Raw genomic sequence first — 16,815 nt, forward strand, 5'->3', positions numbered from 1 at the left:
AGGATTGTCATATAAACGAGGAGGAAAAGAAAAGCATGATTTCTGTAAATGATTTTCGTACAGGTCTAACAATCGAAGTGGACGGAGGAATTTGGCGTGTAATGGATTTCCAACACGTAAAACCAGGAAAAGGTGCAGCTTTTGTCCGTTCAAAACTACGTAACCTAAGAACTGGCGCAATTCAAGAGAAAACTTTTCGCGCCGGCGAAAAGGTAGAAAAGGCTCAAATTGATAACCGCAGAATGCAATACTTATATGCAAACGGTGATTCTCATGTGTTTATGGATAATGAAACTTATGAACAAATTGAATTGCCTACATCTTCTATTGAATATGAATTAAAATTTTTAAAAGAAAATATGGAAGTAAACATTATGATGTTCCAAACAGAAACACTAGGAGTAGAGCTTCCTAATACAGTTGAGTTAACTGTTACAGAAACGGAACCAGGTATTAAAGGAGATACTGCTTCTGGCGGTTCTAAGCCAGCTACAGTGGAAACTGGTTTAGTTGTTCAAGTTCCTTTCTTTGTAAATGAAGGCGACAGGCTAATTATCAATACTAGTGATGGTTCTTACGTTTCAAGAGCCTAAATAAATGAAAAATGAAAGTCGAAGAAATCGAAAGCAATTTCGATTTCTTTTTTTATGCCTATTTTTCCAAGTCATAATTTTGATAGAATCGAATACATTTAGTATCGGGAGGGCTGTACAAAAGGAGGAATCAGTGATGGAAAACATATTAGCCTTATTGCCAAAAACAATTTCCGGAAAAATACAAGAATTACCGACTCCCATCCAAGATTCGTTAGAAGAAATTCGCATCCGAATTAGTCGACCTTTAGAGGTAATAGCGAGGAATGAACCATTATTCCTCCCCTATATAGTAAAGGAAGAGGATGCTGAGCAATTCATGAATCGAATTGCCAATCATTCCTTCTATACTTTAGATGAAGAATTAAAAAAAGGCTATATTACCGTTGATGGAGGGCACAGGGTTGGCCTTGCGGGTAAAGTAATCCTAGAAAATGGTTATGTAAAAGCAATTAGAAATTTATCCTCCTTCAATATAAGGATTGCAAAGGAAAAGATAGGGGTTGCGGAAAACTTTATTCCGTACCTATATCAAAATAGATGGCATCATACAATGATAATCGGTCCTCCACAAACGGGGAAGACCACTTATTTACGGGATATTGCCAGACTCATTTCAACTGGCTTAAAGGACAAGCACATTCCACCAATGAAAGTAGGAATTGTCGATGAGAGATCGGAAATCGCGGGCTGTGTGCGAGGTGTTCCCCAATTACAATTCGGTCCTAGAGTGGATATACTGGATGCTTGTCCGAAGGCTGAAGGTATGATGATGATGATTCGCTCTATGAGCCCTGATGTATTAATAGTAGATGAAATTGGACGAGAGGAAGACAGCACAGCAATTATGGAAGCTATTAATGCGGGAATCATTTTAGTGATGACCACTCACGGAAATTCCCTCGAAGAAATTCAAAAAAGACCTATTTTAAAAGAAATTTTGCAGTTAGAAGTTTTTGAGAGGTATATAGAGTTATCACGCATGAACGGACCTGGAACGATAAAAAAAATTAGAGATGGCCGCGGTAAAGAATTGACATTTAAAGCAGGTGTTTCAACTTGATAAAAATTATTGGTGCCATTTTTATTATATTTTCAACCACTTGGGCAGGATTTGAAATATCTAAACATTTAACAGAGCGACCTAAACAATTACGATGGTTTAAATCAGCATTGCAATCACTTGAAGCAGAAATTATGTACGGCCATACTCCATTGCATGAAGCAGCAAGAAAGCTTTCAACTCAATTTCCGAAGCCACTTTCCATTTTTTTTTCATCCTTCTCTGCCAAACTTCTTACCGTCGAAACGACTGTAAAAAATGCATGGGAATCAAGCTTGCAAGAAATTTGGAAGATGACATCCCTAAAACAAAATGAGTACGAGATATTAACTCAATTTGGAGAAAACTTAGGAAAGCATGATCGCCTTACTGAGCAAAAAAATATTAATCTTACCATTACGCATTTGGAAAGGGAAGAAGCGGATGCGCATGAAAGGCAGCAGCGTTATGAAAAAATGGTGAAGAGTATGGGGTTTTTATCAGGTCTATTAATTGTCATTTTATTGATGTAGTGAGTAGGGAGGAGAAATAGTGGGGATTGATGTTGATATCATATTTAAAATCGCAGGAGTCGGAATTGTTGTCGCATTTCTGCATACCATTTTGGATCAAGTTGGCAAAAAAGAGTATGCCCAATGGGTAACGCTATTCGGCTTTATATATATCTTGTTTATGGTTGCCTCTATCGTTGGTGATTTATTCGGAAAGATAAAATCTGTATTTCTATTTCAATAGAACATCGTAAGATTTTTATTTTATATGAAAAAGGGAGGGCTTAAGAATTGAAATTATACAGATAGTGGGAATATCTCTCATCACAACCTTTTTAGCCTTGATTATTAAGGAACAAAAGCCTAATTTTGCTTTTCTATTAGTATTATTTGTAGGTTGTGCTATATTTCTATTCCTTGTAGACCAATTGAGAGAAATCATTCATATGGTACAAAAAATTGCTTCAAATGCAAATGTAAATACTATCTATGTCGAAACTATTTTAAAAATTATCGGAGTAGCTTATATTGCAGAATTTGCCTCCCATATCTCTAAGGATGCTGGTCAAGGTGCAATGGCAGCGAAAGTAGAATTAGCAGGAAAAATAATTATTTTAGCAATGTCTATACCAATATTAAGTGTACTTATTGAGACTGTCATCAATCTTATTCCAAGCGGATAAGACGGACAAGCAATAAAGAGGTGAAACGAATTGCGGCAATGGATGCAGTTATTAATAGTATTATTCCTATTTTTTATTGGACAAAACACGGTATTGGCAGCTACTGATGAAAATAAAGGAGAAGCTTTACAAGACGAGCTCGTGAATAAACAAATGGATGATTTAGGAATAAACGATCTAACAGGATATTGGCAAAAGATTGTGGATGAGTACGGAGGTTTTCTACCAGACAGTCAAAAAGGCAGCCTAGTTGATTTTATTAAAGGAGACAAAAGCTTTTCCTTAAATCAATGGTTTCATGGAATTCTTAAGTTTATGTTTCAGGAAATTGTGATGAATGGGAAGTTGCTGGGGTCCTTGATTATTTTAACCATATTTAGCTTATTTCTTCAATCCTTGCACAATGCATTTGAACAAGGGACTATAAGCAAAGTAGCTTATTCGATTGTTTTTATGGTATTGATAATTATTGCTCTCAATAGCTTTCATGTTGCAATTAATTATACAAAAGATGCGGTTAGTATGATGATAAATTTTATACTGGCGCTAATACCATTACTTTTAGCTCTAATTTCTACTTCTGGAGGGATAGCATCTGCTGCATTTTTCCATCCTGTGATTATTTTCCTCATGAATACAAGCGGCATTCTCGTCCAATATGTTGTTCTGCCACTTCTTTTATTATCAACCTTGTTAAGCATTGTCAGCACGCTTTCAGAACAATATAAAGCAACCCAATTAGCACAACTATTAAGAAATTGCTCTATCGGTTTATTAGGAATATTTATGACGATTTTTTTAGGGGTAATTTCCGTGCAAGGAACTGCAACGGCGGTAACGGATGGTATTTCCATCCGAACAGCAAAATTTGTAACCGGAAATTTCATCCCTGTCATTGGAAGGATGTTTACCGATGCTGCGGATACAGTTATAAGTGCCTCTGTTCTATTGAAAAATACATTGGGGCTAGCGGGTGTAGCAATTGTCTTAATTATTGCGGCATTTCCTGCCATAAAAATTCTCACGTTAGCCTTTATGTTTAAATTTACAGCCGCAATCCTTCAGCCAGTTGGAAATGGTCCTGTCATAGCATGCTTAGATACAATCAGCAAAAATATGATCTATGTATTTGCGGCACTAGCCATTGTAGCGATTATGTTTTTTCTTAGTCTTACCATCATCATAACGGCTGGAAATATAACGATGATGATGCGATAAGACATGAATAAATTTAACAGAATGGAGGGAACTCCATGCATTTTTTAACGGAATGGATCATGAACATTATTGTGTTTATCCTTTTAGCCATGATTGTGGACATGCTGCTCCCAAGCTCTTCGATGAAAAAATATACAAAACTAGTCACCGGATTATTATTAATCGCTATTATCCTGACGCCAGTTTTGAAAATTTTTTCGCAGGATTTTGATAGTCTTATGGCACAAGTATCCGCCAAATCGTTTGTAAACAAAAATCAAGTAGAAAATTCAATAGAAATGAAAAAAAAAGAAATACAAGCCTCCCAAGATGCATATAAATTAAAACAAGTGGCTGTCCAAATGAAAAAAGATGTAAATAAGGAGTTGATAGACCGTTTTGGAAAAAGCATAGATGGTGATATCTCCATTACGATGAAAGATTATAGCAAAGTATCTGTAGACAATATCGATAAAATTATCCTTTATTTGAAGGATGTAAAGGATGAAACGGCAATAGCAACCATTGAACCTATCAAAATTGATACGCAAAAACCAGTTGATAATCAAAATTCCGCAGAAACGCAAAGTATTAGTACATTCTTAACTAAACAGTGGAACTTAACGAACCAATCGATAGAGCTACATTTTGAAAGGGGGAACAGGTAGCTACATGAGCGAAAATAAAGGGCCCTTCGACTGGATAAAAGAAAAGCTTTTTTCATCAAAAGAGAACCAAGGAAGCGGGAAAAAAAATAATAGGCTTCAATATTTCTTAATTCTTCTGCTCTTTGGGATTGCTATCATGCTAATCAGCAACATCTGGAATAAAAGCCAAAACGATAATTCCACACCTGTCTTTAACCAGCCAAGTAATCAAAAAGATGTTGCAACTTTTGGAACTGGTTCATCGAAGAAACAAGCTAAATCGATGAAAGACTACGAGGAACAGTACGAAAGTGAATTAAAAGATGCTTTGGAACAAATAGACGGTGTCGGCAAGGTAAAAGTAGTTGTGAATGTTGGATCAACGGAAAGCAAAGTGTATGAAAAAAACACCACCACTCAAAATCAAACAACAACGGAAACAGACCGAAATGGCGGTGAACGAAAGGTAGAAGATCTTTCTCAGGATGAAAAGCTAGTAATCATCCGAAATGGAGAAAATGAGACTCCTATTGTTACAGAAACAAAGAAACCAAATATCGCTGGTGTCCTTGTCGTAGCAGAAGGGGCAAAAAATATAACTATTCAAAGATGGGTGAAAGAAGCAGTAGCTAGAACATTTGATGTTCCAGATTATAAGGTAACGGTTTTACCGAAAAAAAATTAAGGGGGATTTAAAATGTTACTTAAAAAACAAACAGTTTGGTTATTAACAATGCTTAGTCTAGTCGTAGTTCTATCAGTCTACTATGTTACTTCTGATCCAAAAACAAATAATGATTTGGCGATGGTAGATAAAAACGGAAAAAATACTAGTGATAAAGCCAATTCTACAACATCTAAAAAAGATGGAAAAGTAAATATTTCAACACAAGTTGCAGGGGATCAGGCATTTGAAGCAATGCGCATTTCAAGAGATGATGAAAGAAGTAAATTACAAGAACAATTAACAAATAAATTGGCCACTACAAATTTATCCGCAGATGATAAAAATAAAATATATGATGAAATGCAAAAACTTAAAGACACAGCACAGCAGGAACAAGCATTAGAGACATTAATAAAATCACATGGTTATAAAGATGCTTTGGTTGAATCTGACGGCACAAATATTAATATTACAGTAAAATCCAAAGAACAGAGCACAGCTGCGGCAAACGATATTATAAAACTTGTTGAACAGCAAATTGGAAGTTCTCCACAAGTAGCTGTTGAGTTTCAAAAATAAGGGAAAATAAATTTCCCTTTTTTTGTTTTTTTATTAATTTATATTACACTTTTTCCAGACGGTTGAATTTTTAATCTATGTTATCGTATGATATTAATAGTTAGTCCTAATATTTGTTACCCTATTTTTTTTAAAGAAAGTTTATTATTATATAAATCTGGGTAACAGCTACCTTAAAATCAGCATGGAAATACTATTCGTATCGTTCCATAAATTTTAGAAGAGGTGTAATATGTTTAAAATTCAAGAAATACGCGAAATTATTAAACTTGTTGATCAGTCAAGCATTGATGAATTTGAATTTGAAGGCGAAGGTGCTTCAATAAAAATGAAAAAACGTTCTGATGTAGCTGTAGTTGAAACGCAAGTCGTTGCTCAACCAGTTCAGCAACAAGTAGTACAAAGTGTACCGCAGGTTCAGGCAGCTGCACCAGTTGAAAATGCAATGACAAATCGTGTTGATGGAAAGGTAGAGCAAGCTCCTGCACAAGATGCAAACTTACATAAAATTGTTTCTCCAATGGTAGGTACTTTCTATCAATCACCATCACCTGATAAAGATGCCTATGTAAAAGTAGGATCACAAGTAAAAAGCGACTCTATTGTATGTATTGTGGAAGCGATGAAGCTTTTCAATGAGATTGAAGCAGAGGTTGAAGGAGAAATTGTGGAAATCCTAGTAAAAGATGGACAACTTGTTGAATATGGACAACCACTATTCTTGGTAAAGACGAAGTAAGGAGCGATCATCAGTGATAAAGAAAATCTTAATTGCTAATCGAGGAGAGATTGCTGTCCGGATAATTCGTGCATGCCGTGATTTAGGAATAGAGGCAGTATCTGTTTATTCTGAAGCAGATAAAGAAGCTCTTCATGTTCAGATGGCAGATGAAGCTTATTGTATTGGTCCAAAAGCTTCAAAGGATAGTTATTTAAATTTTACAAATATTATCAGCATAGCAAAATTAACCGGTTGTGATGCAATACATCCAGGTTATGGGTTCCTAGCTGAAAATGCAGATTTTGCAGAGCTGTGCAGAGCTTGCAACATTATCTTTATTGGTCCAAGCCCAGAGGCAATCTCTAAAATGGGTACGAAGGATGTTGCCAGAGAAACAATGAAAGCTGCTGGAGTACCAATCGTACCTGGATCACAAGGAATTATTGAGAGTATTGAAGAAGCAATTGAATTAGCAAACAAAATAGAATATCCAGTTATTATCAAAGCCACAGCAGGCGGTGGTGGAAAAGGAATTCGTGTTGCTAGAACAGAAGAAGATCTTATTAAAGGAATCAATATTACTCAGCAAGAAGCGGCAACAGCATTTGGTAATCCAGGTGTTTATATTGAAAAATACATCGAGGATTTCCGCCATGTTGAGATTCAAATTATGGCAGACCAACATGGGAATGTTATTCACTTAGGGGAGAGAGATTGCTCTATTCAAAGACGATTACAAAAATTGCTTGAAGAAACACCGTCTCCTGCATTAACAAGTGAAATTCGTGAGAAAATGGGTGAAGCTGCTGTTAAAGCTGCCAAAGCGGTTGATTATTCCGGCGCAGGTACAGTAGAATTTATATATGATTACAATCATCAAAAGTTTTACTTTATGGAAATGAATACTCGTATTCAAGTAGAACATCCGGTAACAGAGCTTGTAACTGGAGTGGATTTAATTAAAGAAATGATATTTGTTGCCTCTGGTAAACCGCTATCTTTAAAACAAGAAGATGTGACGTTTAATGGATGGGCAATTGAATGCCGTATTAATGCGGAAAATCCCGAGAAAAACTTTATGCCTTCAGCAGGAAAAATTAATATGTACTTACCGCCTGGTGGTTTAGGCATTCGTGTGGATTCCGCAGCATATCCTGGATATACAATACCACCTTATTACGATTCCATGATTGCAAAGGTTATTTCTTATGGAGCTACTAGAGAAGAAGCGATTGCCCGAATGAAACGTGCTTTGAGTGAATTTGCTGTTGAAGGCGTTCACACAACCATTCCGTTTCATTTGAAATTGTTGGAAAATGAGGTATTCGTATCCGGGGACTTTAATACGAAGTTTTTAGAAAAATATGATGTAATGAAATAATGCTCTATGGAGGTGTTTGATCATGGTAGAAACAAATCCAATGCTAGAGATGGAGACAGTAAATAATGATCTTGGAAAAGTGGAAATTGCTCCTGAGGTCATAGAGGTTATTGCGGGCATTGCAGCATCTGAAGTAGAAGGTGTTGCTTCAATGCGAGGAAATTTTGCAACTGGTGTGGCAGAGCGTTTAGGCCGGAAAAATCATGGCAAAGGTGTAAAAGTCGATTTAGCTGATGATGGTATTAAAGTGGACGTGTACTGTATTATGAATTTTGGAGTATCGATTCCGACTGTTGCTGGGAAAATTCAAGATAATATTCGTCAGGCTTTAATTAATATGACAGCTTTAGTTGCCGATGAAGTTAATATTCATATTGTAGGGATACAATTTGAAAATCAAAAGCATGAAAGTGAAATAGATGAACTTTCATAATTAAATGAGGTTATCATTTAAGTGTCTGTCACCATGGTTACTTCAATATGTAGGATGAAACATTCTATTTATTGATGATGGTGTCAGGCACTCTTTTATTTTTCTGAAAACTATATTTGCTTTATAGATTTTTATAAACCATTCGGAGTTTCTCCTTTTTATGAGGCAGTTTTCGTATTAATTTTGGTTTTTCCTCATTTGTTATAAATCCTAATTAGTCCTTGTTTTGGGGTATCTTTTCTTACCATGTTTCTTCATGTTTAACTAAATAAGATGTTACCTAGAATTTTTCGAATACAAAAGCAACAGTATAAGAAAAGAGCCTTTTATGATATTATCTTTTATGGTAACACTTTGAATGTAATACAATAAATTTAAAGCATAAAAAGATATACCTCACATTATTTCAATTAAAAGGAGAAATACATAATGATGAAAAGAAGAACGGCTCGTGAAAAAGCTCTTCAGGCATTGTTTCAAATAGATATGAATGAAGCGAATCCAGAAGAAGCCATGGAAAATATCCTTCAGGGTGCACCTGTAGATCCTTATCTTTCCGAGCTGGTACATGGAACTTCAAAAAAAATAAAGGAAATTGATGAAATCATTTCCAATCATCTTGAAAACTGGTCTGTTAATCGTCTTGCAAAAGTAGAATTAAATATTTTACGGTTAGCGGTGTATGAATTGAATTATGTTGAAGATGTCCCGTCAAATGTGGTAATTAATGAAGCTTTGGAAATTTCTAAACGATTTGGGGATGAAAGGTCCAGTAAATTTATTAACGGTGTCCTATCAAAAATTAAAGAAAATATTAATAAGTAGTATTTTACTTCTCTGTTTAGTCGCTTAAAGAAAGACATCAGAAGAAAAATGCAAACGCTGCAGCACTGGCGTACGGAAATTTTCGTCTTCGATGCAAGATGTAGGAAACACGATCGTGGACGATTCGATGCTGGCTTATCCTAGGGAGAGGACGTACAAGTCCCTAGCTGCTTGCGCTAGACAAAGAATCTCATGAAATAATTTATATGGTAAAAAACATAAAATGAATTATTATTTCAAATAAGGGGATGGATCGATTGTCAGCGAAAATCATTGATGGTAAAAAAATTGCTGAAGATATTCGTCAGGAAATAAAGAGTGAAGTGGAAGTATTAACGAAAAGAGGAATTATTCCCGGTCTTGCAGTCATTTTAGTCGGAAATAATCCTGCTTCCAGGACGTACGTAACGAATAAGCAAAAAAGCTGTCATGCATTAGGGATGAAATCGGTGTTAATAGAACTAAGCGAAGAAGTCACAGAGAATGAATTACTTGAAAAAATTAAAGAACTAAATACAGACAGTTCTATTCATGGTATCTTAGTGCAGTTACCCTTACCGCCCCAGATTAATGAGAAGAGGGTTATTGAAACGATTATTCCGAAAAAAGATGTCGATGGATTTCATCCAATTAATATTGGGAAAATGATGACAGGGCAAGATACATTCTTGCCATGTACACCATTTGGCATTATGGAAATGATCAAACACGAAGGAATTTCTATTGAAGGAAAACATGTTGTCGTTATAGGTAGAAGTAATATCGTTGGCAAACCAGCAGGTCAATTATTTTTGAATGAAAATGCAACTGTTACCTATTGTCATTCAAGAACAAATAACTTATCCTACTACACCAAGCAGGCAGATATTCTTGTTGCAGCTATTGGAAAAGCGAAATTTGTGACAGAAGACATGGTAAAAGAAGACGCTGTTGTCATTGATGTAGGGATGAACAGGGATGAATATGGAAAGTTATGCGGGGATGTGGATTTTGAGCATGTTAAAACGAAAGCTTCTTACATAACACCTGTTCCAGGTGGAGTCGGACCGATGACTATAACCATGCTGCTTTCTAACACATTGAAATCCGCACAGAACGATTTTCATCATCGCCAACAAAGGTAAAAAAGTGTATAATAATAAGAAAAAGCTGTCTTCCAAAAAAATGCAGGAAGCAGCTTTTCTTCAAATAATAAGAAAGTTTGTTATTTTTAATTTAAATTATTTAACGAGTTAATCTTTGTCTAGCGCAAGCAGCTCTGCGCTTTACATAATTGAAGGTGTTATAATGTCAAATCCAAATTATTTAAGCGTTCAAGCATTAACAAAGTATATAAAAAGAAAATTTGATGCTGACCCTTATTTAACAGATATCTATGTTAAGGGAGAAATTTCAAATCTTAAACGGCATTCAAGCGGACACATCTATTTTACATTGAAAGATGCAAAAGCACGTATTCTATCTGTTATGTTTTCTTCAGCAGCTAAAGAATTAAAATTTGAACCGGAAAATGGGATGAATGTATTAATCAGGGGCTCGATTTCCGTTTATGAAGCAAGTGGTCAGTATCAAATTTATGTGAAAGAAATGCAGCCTGATGGAATTGGCGGGCTTTTTTTAGCTTATGAGCAGCTCAAGGAAAAACTAGAAAATGAGGGACTTTTTTCTTTGGAAAGAAAACGTAAAATTCCTCCATACCCGAAAGTAATCGGGGTTATTACTTCACCGACTGGAGCTGCTGTCAGGGATATAATTACGACCATTAGAAGAAGGTATCCGATTGGAGCCATTAATTTACATCCTGCACTTGTTCAAGGGGAAAATGCCGCTAAATCGATTGTTCAAGCAATTCAAAAAGCAAACGAATTAAAGCAGGCAGATGTGCTAATTATCGGACGCGGTGGCGGATCAATAGAAGAATTATGGGCTTTCAATGAAGAAATTGTTGCCAGAGCTATTTTTTCATCGAATATTCCGGTCATCTCAGCGGTTGGACACGAGACAGATTTTACGATTGCTGATTTTGTTGCTGATCTAAGGGCACCGACGCCAACTGGTGCTGCTGAACTTGCTGTTCCGCATATTGAAGAATTAATGGAACGATTATTGAATAAAAAATCCCGTTTGATAAGAGGAATATCAGATATTTATCGTCATGAAAAGAAACGTCTTGACTTTATTAAACGTTCTTATATTTTTAAAAACCCTCAGTTACTATATCAACAAAAAATGGAACATATTGATCGTTTAACGGAAAAATTAACGCGAGAAAATCATTTATTATATGAGCGGGCAAAATCGGAGCTGCAGTTTTTGAAACAACGGCTTTATCGAAATCGGCCTTCTGAACAATTAAAACGGGAAAAGGACTCCTGCACACGATTAACAAAGGGTCTTCAAAAAAACTTAAATCTCATTTTACAATATAAACAGAAGGATTTTTCCCAAATGGTAAGCACTTTACAAGCGTTAAGTCCTCTGAAAATAATGGATAGAGGGTATAGTGTAACCTATACAGAGAATAAGACTTTACTTAAAAGTATTTCTCAAGCGAACAGAGGCGATTCCATTTTAGTGAGAGTTTCAGATGGTACGTTAAATTGTACCGTTAAGGAGATAGAAGGGAGTTTAAACGATGAGTGAAAATATTACATTTGAAGAAGCTATGGAAAAATTAGAAGTCATTGTACAACGATTAGAAGAAGGGGATGTACCTTTAGAAGAAGCATTAAATATTTACAAGCAAGGGATGGAACTGTCCAAGCTTTGCCACGATAAATTGAAAAATGTTGAAGAGCAATTAGCAAAGGTAATTACAGATGATGGGGAAGAGGAGTTTATCATCAAGGAGGACGAGTAAATTGAGTGCAACTGAGCTGAATGTATTTATGAAGCAATACATTGTTCAAATTGAAAAGGAACTATCAAAGTATATTGCAGTATTAAATGCTCCGTCTATCATTAAAGAAGCTATGGATTATTCTTTACAAGCAGGAGGAAAAAGAATCCGCCCCATATTACTTTTATCCACTTTGCATGCTTTAAAACAAGATATTAATAAAGGCTTGGCGTGCGCATGTGCAGTAGAGATGATCCATACCTATTCGCTTATTCACGATGATCTTCCTGCGATGGATAATGATGATTTGCGAAGAGGAAAGCCTACCAATCATAAGGTTTACGGCGAGGCAATTGCAATTCTTGCCGGAGACGGATTGTTAACGTATAGCTTTCAACTAATCGCAGAAGATCAACAACTTACTCCAACTGCTAAATTAGAACTAATGAAACTGTTGTCCATTGCCGCAGGTGCGGAAGGAATGGTGGGCGGACAGGTTGCAGATATGCAAGGTGAAAATACTACATTGTCCATCGATCAATTAGAATATATTCACGCAAATAAAACAGGAAAACTAATTAGCTTTTCTGTAATGGCAGGGGCATTGATCGGTGGTGCGACCCAGAAACAGCAGGAACTCTTTGAAAAATATGCTAATCATATTGGGATAGCCTTTCAAATTAGAGATGATGTTTTAGATATTGAAGGAAATCAAGATGTTGTCGGAAAAACTATTGGAAGTGATGTTACAAACCATAAAAGTACATACCCATCACTTCTTTCGCTAGAAGGAGCTAAGGAACGTCTACAATATCATATTGAGCAAGCGAAGGGAATTTTAAGACAAACAGGATTACAAACAGATCTTCTTTCCCAGATGACAGATCTGATTGCTGTTAGAGATCATTAAGACTCCTTGTTGGGTCAATTGAGTAAAAATGGATGTTATGATATACTATCCATACATTGCTCTATACATATTTTAATGCTGAATCATGATTTATGTCGAATGTGTTGCCGTTATCACATTAGTGTTAGCGGCACTTTTTCCATTAAAATAAATAATATAGGCTATTATTGTAGAAAATGAAATTATTAATGGCTCTTTTCATAAACTTTGTTGTTTATGTAATAGAAGATCTTATAACCGTAGTTTTTATGAAAAGATACCCCCGAAACTAAGACTAGTTTAGGATTTAAAACAATTTACGAAAACAGCTATAATATAATCATTTATAAAGGAATTAATTATGAAAGTGAGTGATCCATCATGGATCTATTATCAATTAAGGACCCATCCTTTTTAAAGAATATGAATATAGAGCAATTAAAAGACCTTAGTGAGGAAATCCGTCATTTTTTAATTGAGAAAATTTCCAAAACAGGCGGACATATCGGCCCGAACCTGGGTGTTGTAGAATTAACCCTTGCTTTGCATAAATGCTTTGATAGTCCCAATGACAAAATATTATGGGATGTAGGGCATCAATCATATGTTCATAAAATATTAACGGGCCGTGCAGATCAATTTGATACATTAAGACAATATAAAGGACTCAGCGGATTTCCGAAAATGGCTGAAAGTGAACATGATGTATGGGAAACCGGACATAGTTCTACTTCCTTATCTGCTGCAATGGGAATGGCAATAGCAAGGGATATCAAAGGGGAAAAATCTTTTATTGTCCCTGTTATCGGTGACGGTGCTTTAACAGGCGGAATGGCACTTGAAGCTTTGAATCATATTGGCCATGAACAAAAAGATTTAATTGTGGTATTAAATGATAATGAAATGTCAATTGCACCTAATGTTGGTGCTCTTCATAATGTGTTGGGAAGATTGCGGACAGCAGGAAAATACCGCTGGGCGAAGGATGAACTAGAAAATCTCCTTAAAAAAATTCCTGCAGTAGGCGGAAAACTGGCAGCAACCGCTGAAAGAATTAAAGACAGTCTAAAATATCTGGTTGTGTCCGGCATCTTTTTTGAGGAATTAGGATTTACTTATTTAGGTCCTGTCGATGGTCATAACTTTGAAGCTTTATTTGAGAATTTTCAATATGCCAAAAAAACAAAAGGTCCAGTTCTTTTGCATGTCATTACCAAAAAGGGGAAAGGGTATAAACCTGCGGAGAATGATACGATTGGAACATGGCACGGAACAGGTCAATATAAAATTGAAACTGGCGATTTAATTAAGCCTGTGAATGCGCCTCCAGCATGGAGCAAATTAGTTAGTGATACTGTATTAAAACTTGCTAAAAAAGATAAACGTATTGTGGCCATTACTCCCGCAATGCCTGTTGGTTCCAAGCTCGAAAAATTTGCGGAACAGCTTCCCGATCGGATGTATGATGTAGGAATTGCCGAGCAGCATGCTGCAACAGTAGCTGCAGGATTGGCTACTCAAAAAATGAAGCCTTTCCTTGCCATTTACTCAACATTTCTGCAACGTGCATATGATCAGGTTGTTCATGATATTTGCCGTCAGAACTTAAATGTTTTTATTGGTATTGACCGGGCAGGGTTAGTAGGAGCAGATGGGGAAACACATCAAGGTGTTTTCGATATTGCCTTTTTGCGTCATATTCCGAATATGGTGATTATGATGCCGAAAGATGAAAACGAAGGCCAGCATATGGTGAATACCGCAATTAAATATGATAATGGACCAATTGCCATGAGATATCCCCGCGGAAATGGGGTTGGAGTTCCGATGGATGAAGATCTTAGACAAATTCCAATTGGCACTTGGGAAATATTACGAGAAGGTACTGAAGCAGCTATATTAACATTTGGAACTTCCATACCAATGGCAATGGAGGCAGCGGATCATTTATTAAAGAAAGGATATTCTGTTAAAGTGGTCAATGCCAGGTTCATTAAACCATTGGATGAAAAAATGCTAAGAAGTATTTTAGATCAAAATATACCGATTTTAACAATTGAAGAAGCCGTCCTTCAAGGCGGATTCGGAAGCTCTGTAATAGAATTTGCACATGACAATGGGTATTATCACAATGTTATTGACAGAATGGGAATTCCAGATCAATTTATAGAGCACGGAAATGTAGATAAATTATTAGAGGAAATTGGGTTTACAGCAGAAAATGCCGTTAAAAAAATTATCTCGATTTCTCCCAAAAAACAAAAAAGGGCATAATGATGAAGATGAAAAAGCAGCGATTAGATATACTTCTTGTGGAAAGAGGCCTTATAGAAACAAGGGAAAAAGCGAAGCGGGCGATTATGGCTGGCCTCGTTTTTTCCAACGAAAATCGTTTAGATAAACCTGGGGAAAAAGTGAATGAAGATATCCCTTTAATGATAAAAGGGAATGCACTTCCTTATGTTAGTCGAGGCGGATTAAAGCTTGAAAAGGCATTAAAGGTTTTTAATGTTAATATTCAGGATAAAATTTTATTGGATATTGGGGCATCGACAGGCGGTTTTACGGACTGTGCATTGCAAAATGGAGCAAAAATGTCTTATGCACTGGATGTTGGATATAATCAACTCGCATGGAAGCTTCGGCAAGATGAACGGGTTATCGTTATGGAAAGAACTAATTTTAGGTATGTAACCCCTGCGGATCTAGCGGGTGAAATGCCTAATTTCGCAACCATTGATGTATCCTTTATTTCACTTTCCTTAATTTTTCCTGTTTTAAAAACATTATTAGTTCCTGACAGTGACATTATTGCGCTTATTAAACCCCAATTTGAAGCTGGAAAAGAGCAAGTGGGAAAGAAAGGGATTGTACGCGACAAGAAAGTACATGAACAAGTAATTGATAAGATAATTGGATTGGCGCTTGAATTAGGTTATAACACCGAAAATATTTCGTATTCCCCTATAACAGGCGGAGAAGGAAATATAGAGTTTTTAATCCATTTAAAATGGTGTGGAGAGTCTCAGGAAAAAGGAAATAATCTAATACCTGTTGGAATTAAACAACTTGTGGAAGAAGCACATATGGAATTATCAAAAGGAGCATCTCACTGATTGCTTCTTTTTTATGATATAAGAATGAATAAATTTTGTAACTAGCTCCATGTGGCTAGGCAGATGAGCAAGGTGCTTTTCTTATCTGTGTACATTTATTTTAAAATAAGCTAACATGTTGATAAATAGAGAAATTATTTATGATTCGTGTATGAGGTGGTTTTTGGATGAGTAAGGGTCAACGTCTAATTAAAATAAGAGAATTAATAACCACATATGATATTGAAACCCAAGATGAATTAGTAGACCGATTGAAGAATGCGGGATTTAATGTAACGCAAGCGACAATTTCACGAGATATTAAGGAGCTTCATTTAGTAAAAATTCCTTTAAATGATGGGCGATACAAATATAGTCTGCCTGCTGATCAAAGATTTAATCCTTTACAAAAATTAAAAAGAAATTTAACAGATGCTTTTATTAGCATCGATCATGCTGGGCATTTAATTGTTTTAAAAACCTTGCCGGGAAATGCTCATTCTATCGGCGCATTGATTGATATTCTTGATTGGGAAGAAATAGTAGGTACTCTATGTGGAGATGATACATGCCTTATTATATGCAGGGATCAGGAAAAATCAAAGAAAATTTCTGAAAAAATATTAGACATGCTTTAATAAAGGCTCTTTTCTTTAAGTTTTTTTGCTTGTTTAATCAATATTTCTTAAATTTCTATGCTTATAAAATGGCT

20 protein-coding genes are annotated in these 16,815 nt (G+C 35.8%); all 20 read left to right on the forward strand.

The genetic code is table 11. The features are described 5' to 3' along the window. The first annotated feature begins 35 nt into the window (after positions 1–35). Entirely contained in the window at positions 36–593 is a 558-nt protein-coding gene (gene efp, locus NSQ59_RS10530) for an elongation factor P (protein ID WP_055739309.1), read from the forward strand. Between the two features lie 136 nt (positions 594–729). Beyond that, positions 730–1,656 carry a stage III sporulation protein AA gene (gene spoIIIAA / locus NSQ59_RS10535; protein ID WP_055739310.1) on the forward strand — a complete coding sequence of 309 codons (927 nt, stop codon included), beginning with the start codon at positions 730–732 and terminating at the stop codon, positions 1,654–1,656. Then, positions 1,653–2,168 carry a stage III sporulation protein SpoIIIAB gene (spoIIIAB, locus tag NSQ59_RS10540; protein ID WP_055739311.1) on the forward strand — a complete coding sequence of 172 codons (516 nt, stop codon included), beginning with the start codon at positions 1,653–1,655 and terminating at the stop codon, positions 2,166–2,168. The genes spoIIIAA and spoIIIAB overlap by 4 nt, the downstream gene beginning before the upstream one ends. Before the next feature lie 19 nt (positions 2,169–2,187). Then, positions 2,188–2,391: a stage III sporulation protein AC gene (spoIIIAC, locus tag NSQ59_RS10545; RefSeq protein WP_055739312.1), complete on the forward strand. Its 204-nt coding sequence runs from the start codon at positions 2,188–2,190 to the stop codon at positions 2,389–2,391. A gap of 55 nt (positions 2,392–2,446) precedes the next feature. Beyond that, the gene (gene spoIIIAD / locus NSQ59_RS10550) at positions 2,447–2,830 is read left to right on the forward strand and encodes a stage III sporulation protein AD (RefSeq protein WP_055739313.1); all 384 of its coding nucleotides are present in this window, start codon (positions 2,447–2,449) and stop codon (positions 2,828–2,830) included. Positions 2,831–2,860: 30 nt separating this feature from the next. Further along, positions 2,861–4,048 (forward strand): stage III sporulation protein AE, encoded by a 1,188-nt coding sequence (gene spoIIIAE, locus NSQ59_RS10555; RefSeq protein ID WP_235950591.1) that lies wholly within the window; start codon positions 2,861–2,863, stop codon positions 4,046–4,048. A 35-nt stretch (positions 4,049–4,083) separates the two neighbouring features. Continuing rightward, positions 4,084–4,695 (forward strand): stage III sporulation protein AF, encoded by a 612-nt coding sequence (gene spoIIIAF / locus NSQ59_RS10560; RefSeq protein ID WP_055739314.1) that lies wholly within the window; start codon positions 4,084–4,086, stop codon positions 4,693–4,695. Between the two features lie 4 nt (positions 4,696–4,699). Beyond that, a complete protein-coding gene (gene spoIIIAG, locus NSQ59_RS10565) occupies positions 4,700–5,359 on the forward strand; it encodes a stage III sporulation protein AG (RefSeq protein WP_055739315.1) in 660 nt (219 codons plus the stop codon). Positions 5,360–5,371: 12 nt separating this feature from the next. Next, a complete protein-coding gene (locus NSQ59_RS10570) occupies positions 5,372–5,920 on the forward strand; it encodes a SpoIIIAH-like family protein (RefSeq protein ID WP_055739316.1) in 549 nt (182 codons plus the stop codon). Positions 5,921–6,152: 232 nt separating this feature from the next. Continuing rightward, entirely contained in the window at positions 6,153–6,659 is a 507-nt protein-coding gene (gene accB / locus NSQ59_RS10575) for an acetyl-CoA carboxylase biotin carboxyl carrier protein (RefSeq protein WP_055739317.1), read from the forward strand. Positions 6,660–6,672: 13 nt separating this feature from the next. Beyond that, positions 6,673–8,022, forward strand: a complete 1,350-nt coding sequence (gene accC / locus NSQ59_RS10580) for an acetyl-CoA carboxylase biotin carboxylase subunit (RefSeq protein ID WP_055739318.1) — start codon at positions 6,673–6,675, stop codon at positions 8,020–8,022. Between the two features lie 22 nt (positions 8,023–8,044). Next, a complete protein-coding gene (locus NSQ59_RS10585; protein ID WP_055739319.1) occupies positions 8,045–8,455 on the forward strand; it encodes an Asp23/Gls24 family envelope stress response protein in 411 nt (136 codons plus the stop codon). A gap of 432 nt (positions 8,456–8,887) precedes the next feature. Beyond that, positions 8,888–9,280, forward strand: coding sequence for a transcription antitermination factor NusB (gene nusB, locus NSQ59_RS10590; protein WP_055741189.1), 393 nt, complete (start codon positions 8,888–8,890; stop codon positions 9,278–9,280). Positions 9,281–9,537: 257 nt separating this feature from the next. Continuing rightward, positions 9,538–10,404, forward strand: coding sequence for a bifunctional methylenetetrahydrofolate dehydrogenase/methenyltetrahydrofolate cyclohydrolase FolD (folD, locus tag NSQ59_RS10595; protein ID WP_055739320.1), 867 nt, complete (start codon positions 9,538–9,540; stop codon positions 10,402–10,404). Between the two features lie 163 nt (positions 10,405–10,567). Next, positions 10,568–11,923, forward strand: a complete 1,356-nt coding sequence (gene xseA / locus NSQ59_RS10600; RefSeq protein WP_055739321.1) for an exodeoxyribonuclease VII large subunit — start codon at positions 10,568–10,570, stop codon at positions 11,921–11,923. Further along, positions 11,916–12,140 carry an exodeoxyribonuclease VII small subunit gene (gene xseB, locus NSQ59_RS10605; RefSeq protein WP_055739322.1) on the forward strand — a complete coding sequence of 75 codons (225 nt, stop codon included), beginning with the start codon at positions 11,916–11,918 and terminating at the stop codon, positions 12,138–12,140. Before xseA ends, xseB begins: the two co-directional genes overlap by 8 nt. Positions 12,141–12,168: 28 nt before the next feature. Beyond that, positions 12,169–13,029, forward strand: coding sequence for a polyprenyl synthetase family protein (locus NSQ59_RS10610; RefSeq protein ID WP_055741190.1), 861 nt, complete (start codon positions 12,169–12,171; stop codon positions 13,027–13,029). Between the two features lie 360 nt (positions 13,030–13,389). Beyond that, on the forward strand, positions 13,390–15,282 hold the full coding sequence (dxs, locus tag NSQ59_RS10615) for a 1-deoxy-D-xylulose-5-phosphate synthase (protein WP_055739323.1): 1,893 nt from the start codon (positions 13,390–13,392) through the stop codon (positions 15,280–15,282). Between the two features lie 2 nt (positions 15,283–15,284). Then, positions 15,285–16,124, forward strand: a complete 840-nt coding sequence (locus tag NSQ59_RS10620; RefSeq protein ID WP_055739324.1) for a TlyA family RNA methyltransferase — start codon at positions 15,285–15,287, stop codon at positions 16,122–16,124. A 167-nt stretch (positions 16,125–16,291) separates the two neighbouring features. Further along, complete coding sequence (ahrC, locus tag NSQ59_RS10625) at positions 16,292–16,741, forward strand: transcriptional regulator AhrC/ArgR (RefSeq protein WP_055739325.1); 450 nt, start codon at positions 16,292–16,294, stop codon at positions 16,739–16,741. Positions 16,742–16,815 lie beyond the last annotated feature (74 nt).

The organism is Margalitia sp. FSL K6-0131 (genome assembly GCF_038008735.1).
In the GTDB taxonomy this organism is placed as follows: domain Bacteria; phylum Bacillota; class Bacilli; order Bacillales; family Bacillaceae_C; genus Margalitia; species Margalitia shackletonii.